The 4,800-nt window shown below is 40.6% G+C and carries 5 protein-coding genes; 4 read left to right on the forward strand and 1 reads right to left on the reverse strand.

From position 1 onward, the window contains the following. Positions 1-488, reverse strand: a 488-nt coding sequence (locus MHN01_RS16805; protein WP_239412395.1) for a GntR family transcriptional regulator, incomplete at its 3' end; no start/stop codon positions are given. Positions 489-747: 259 nt separating this feature from the next. Here MHN01_RS16805 and deoC point away from each other — a divergent pair. From deoC to MHN01_RS16825, 4 genes are all read left to right on the forward strand, one after another. Beyond that, positions 748-1,524, forward strand: coding sequence for a deoxyribose-phosphate aldolase (gene deoC, locus MHN01_RS16810; protein WP_239412396.1), 777 nt, complete (start codon positions 748-750; stop codon positions 1,522-1,524). 168 nt (positions 1,525-1,692) lie between these two features. Further along, complete coding sequence (locus MHN01_RS16815) at positions 1,693-2,328, forward strand: alternative oxidase (RefSeq protein WP_239412397.1); 636 nt, start codon at positions 1,693-1,695, stop codon at positions 2,326-2,328. Between the two features lie 137 nt (positions 2,329-2,465). Beyond that, positions 2,466-3,053, forward strand: a complete 588-nt coding sequence (locus MHN01_RS16820; protein WP_075765575.1) for an AAA family ATPase — start codon at positions 2,466-2,468, stop codon at positions 3,051-3,053. 229 nt (positions 3,054-3,282) lie between these two features. Further along, positions 3,283-4,578: a hypothetical protein gene (locus tag MHN01_RS16825; RefSeq protein ID WP_239412398.1), complete on the forward strand. Its 1,296-nt coding sequence runs from the start codon at positions 3,283-3,285 to the stop codon at positions 4,576-4,578. The last annotated feature ends 222 nt before the right edge of the window (positions 4,579-4,800 follow it).

Below are 4,800 nucleotides of genomic sequence, written 5' to 3' on the forward strand. Positions count from 1 at the left end.
CCTTGTGCCGCGTAGCGTTTGGCTATCAACTGGCGTAACTCTTTATTCCCCGGGGGCAGGTTATCCAATGCACTTGATGTTGGCATAGTCTTCGCTGCGGTCATCAAAGATTTGTTGACTTGTTGCCGGGGATACAGCTTGGGATCGGGATAAACAGAGCCGAAATCGACGATATGTGGGGTCCGACTCGCTTGTAAAACATCAAATATGAAATCATTAATGTCGATAGCTTCGGCTTTCTGAACCGTTACTGGCGAGCTTTTAGGGCTCGAGTATTGGACTTTAGGTGCTACAAAGTATCCTGAGCGGGCATGAGAAACTATCCATCCCTGGCTTTCTAGAACCTGATAAGCATGGAGTACCGTCATCAGGCTCATGCCAGAAATTTCAGTCTGTCTTCGTAATGAAGGAAGCTTTTCACCTACTCCCCAAATGTCATTTTGAATTTGATGACGGATCTGCTCTACAAGCTCTTCATACTTTGCCAAAGAAATAATGCCTCTGTGATCCCGCTGTCAGCACTATAGCACACACACCATCTGTTATATATAAATATGCTATTCCTGTATCTATTATGCTTTTCTGGCCATCCCTATAATCACCCCAATTTCAGTTTGAGCTGAAAATGTCTTCAAGCCTTGAGGGGCGTATTAATTTGGTAGCAACCAGCAGAAGGTACTTAACTGCGTACGACCAATAAGCCACAAGTGTTTGAAATTTAGAGAACCAACTCGATAGGAAATATCTATGAGCGATTTAAAAAATGCAGCGCTACGAGCACTTAAACTAATGGATCTTACGACTTTAAACGATGATGATACTAATGAAACAATTATTGAACTGTGTAAGAACGCCAAAACACCTGTAGGCAATACGACTTCAGTATGTATTTACCCCCATTTTATTCCTGTAGCTAAAGAACAACTACGTATACAAGGAACGCCAGACATCCGTGTTGTCACTGTCACTAACTTTCCTTACGGGTACGATGATATCAACATTGCTGTTGCCGAAACGAAAGCAGCCATTATGCTTGGTGCCGATGAAGTAGATGTAACATTCCCATACTGTGCCCTGATGGCAGGAAATGAAGAAGTGGGATTTGAAATGGTGAAGAAATGCAAAGCGGCCTGTGGTGATACCCCTTTGAAAGTCATCATTGAATCCGGTGAGCTGAAAACAAAAGCGCTGATCAAAAAAGCGTCTGAGATTTCAATCAAGGCAGGGGCTGACATGATCAAAACCTCAACAGGTAAAGTACCGGTTAATGCCACCCTTGAAGCTGCCGAAGTAATGTTGTCAGTTATCAAAGAGTTGGGTGTTGAAAACACGGTTGGATTTAAGGCATCTGGTGGCGTACAAACTGCTGAAGAGGCAAAAAAATATCTGGATATGGTTGATAGTATTTTTGGTGCTGAGTGGGCTAACAACAGCATGCATTACCGTTTTGGTGCATCTAGCTTGTTATCAAATCTGCTCTATACACTGGGTGAAGGTGACAAAGTAGCCAAAGGCGATTACTAGTCGTTATTTTAATGGTGACATGGATTGTCATCTAATTTCTCAGCTCTAGATATGTCAATAGAAACGTAATAAATAGCTGAAGATGATTTAGTGAAAAACATGATTGTGATGCCAAGTTGTTAATAAATACGTTGGAATCACGTTCATATAGAAAGTAAAGGTTCACACATGTCAGATTTTGAATTGAAACACAAAACCGCCTCCAAATTCTCTGAGCATATTGCTTATAAAATAACGCAGTGCCTCAAGTTTCTTCTAAATATATTCTACGGAACAAAATACGCGAAACGCGCAGTGATTTTAGAAACCATTGCTGCAGTACCAGGGATGGTGGCAGGCATGTTCAACCACCTTAAAGCCTTACGCCGCATGAAAGATGATGAAGGATGGATCCGCGAGTTACTGGGTGAGGCGGAAAACGAGAGAATGCACCTGATGATATTTTTGGATATCGCCAAACCTAGCTGGGTTGAACGAGCATTAGTTCTGCTTGGCCAAGGTGCTTTTATCATGGTGTATAGTTTGATTTATGTGCTGTCTTCGAAGATTGCACACCGTGTAGTGGGCTATTTTGAAGAAGAAGCCTGTAAAAGCTACACCGAGTACCTGAACAAAATTGATTCAGGTGAAGTAGAAAACGTTGCAGCCCCGACAATTGCCATCGATTATTACCAGCTACCGCCAGATGCCAAGCTGCGAGATGTTATTGTAAAAATCCGCGATGATGAAGCCAAACATCGTGATCGAAACCATTCATTTGCTGATGCGTACGAAAGCCGTGATTTGCCAGCCCATCAGCATTAATTGTTAGCATTCATTGTTCTTCTTTGCCTCTAATAGAGCTTCACGTATTGAGGGGGATAGTCCTGCCTCTGTATTCAACTGATGCTCTTATTATTGGCTAAGCTTCTTAGATCACAGGAAGCGAGTCAGAGGTAATAATGAAAAAGCAGCTGAAAGTTGTGGTAACAGGTGGGCCTGGTGGTGGCAAAACTACAGCACTGGATCTCTTTCGCAGAGAGTTAGGTGATAAAATTGCCGTTGTTCCCGAGGCTGCAACTGTGCTCTTCTCCGGAGGTATACCGCGCTCTGACAATGAACAAATGGTTAAGATAATCCAGAAAACAATTTTTCAGCTGCAGAAAAATTTCGAAGAAATCCATAAAAAGCAGTTTCCGGATAGATTGCTGGTTTGTGATCGCGGGTCATTAGACGGACTTGCCTACTGGCCTGGTACGGAAACTGATTTTTTTAAGGGGGTAAATTCAACCTTTGAGCATGAGATTGCTCGTTATGATGCCGTGATTTTTTTTGAATCAGCGGCAATCACCGGACATGATATCAGCAGTAACAATCCAGTAAGAAACGAGTCTACGGATCAGGCCGCTCAATTAGATGTAAAGCTGCAGAAAATTTGGTCCAGGCATCCTCATTTCTATTTTGTCAGTAGCTCGGAGTCATTTGTTCGCAAGATCATGTTTGGCATCATGACCATTGAGAATGTGATAAACATGCACCGTAGGCCGTAGTTGATGAACATTAACCAGCTAGGTTTTGGTTTTCCGGAGCCTAGTCATTGGCGTGGCAGAGGCTATGAGGTTGGTGTAATGCCGTGTAATACTAAATTTCTGCCGCTTTGGTATATTTCTCCTTGTCGTATTGCTTCTCTTCCTTCTAAGTATGGTTGTAATGGGTTGATAGCAAATTAAAGGAATATCTCTTGTAAACAGTTCAACAAGTCAATTCAAGGATAAAATCATGCCGGCATTTAAAGATTCACAATTCGATTATTTATTTAGAGCTATTGCAGATAAGTACCCAGCTATAGGTCAATCTACAGACAGTACTCAATTTCAATTTACTGGAAGTCCCTTGGCTGCAAACTGGAAAACAGGTGCAGATATAGATGCTTATAATACGGCTAATAAAGTTGCTGCTGATGTAAATGGCTTCTACACACCAAACCCTGGTTCTCTATATAATGCATATTCTGATTTGATTTTATCAATTACGCCGGGAATTGATAATGAGAAGGATCCAACCTACCTAAACCTAATAAATCAAAGAAATATTGCAGATGACAATTACAATGCTGCGTTAACGAAAGCAACTATAGCATGGCAGTCATATAAGCAACAAAACACCAATCCAAAAACAGGACTACCAGATGAAACCCAATCAGAATGGCTAAGTAATCCTCTCGGTGGTTTGAAATATAAGGACGAATATACAAAATACCTGGATCAAAAAAATGATCTAACATCTCGCATCTCAACATTAGTCGAGTCCTTTAATGCAGCACTAGGTAATGATCAGAAAAAGCTGACTGATGTTAATAACTACTCTAACTATATGGCTGAAGACGGTAAAAATGTTTCTAAGCCAACAATAACGATTGGTGGTGACCTTGGGAAAGATGTAGGGAACTGGAGCCAACAGAAAAATTATGATTTAGATGTTACGTTGGATAAAAACTCAACAGTAACTACACCGTGGAAAACTGTTTATAATACAAAGGTTGAACAGCATTGTTTTTCAACATCAGTTAAAACCAGCGTTAATACATCTAGAATAATTCAGGATAAACATTATAAACTTCGGGTTATGGTAAAAGGGTTTAAATCATACCCGGTAACATTTGGTGGCTGGTATTCATCCTCATATGTTAACCCGGAGACGGCACAATTCTCACCTGCAGCAACGGTTGATTCCAATACTTTCTTTGGAGCCCGGAGCGGATCTCTTCATATGATCCCGTCACAAATATGGGTTATGTATCAACCAAAAATTGAACTAACGGTAAGTACAGAAACTTATAAACAGACAATCGAAGGTGCACTAAATTCAAGTGTTAACTGGGTTAGTATTCTGACTTTCAGGTTTGATACTTCAGCAGGTAGTTCACTTGCCAAAGTTGGTGATGAAACGACAACCATTACCTTTGATAGCCCTGTTCTACAGGGGCCACAAATCTTCGGCGTCACTTCTCTTAAAGAGATTTTAGCATCTAGCATCGAAGGTGCAGCAGAAGCTCAGGAAGAAGCCGTAGTTTAATAAAATATGTTAATAGCAACTCAAAACCTTAAAGTGATACTGATTTATACTTATTAGGTTTTGAGTTGTTTTTCTGATTTCTTCAGCAACTTTAAACAGGAAAGGCATCGACAAGATTATTCATGATAAAAGTGGAATGACATGATCCTAAATAAAAAATCAAAACTCTTGATGCTTGGGGTTATTTCTCTCATTACGATTGCAATCGTTAATGTATTGATT

The sequence above is a fragment of the Photobacterium sp. OFAV2-7 genome (assembly GCF_022347985.1).
In the GTDB taxonomy this organism is placed as follows: Bacteria; Pseudomonadota; Gammaproteobacteria; order Enterobacterales; family Vibrionaceae; genus Photobacterium.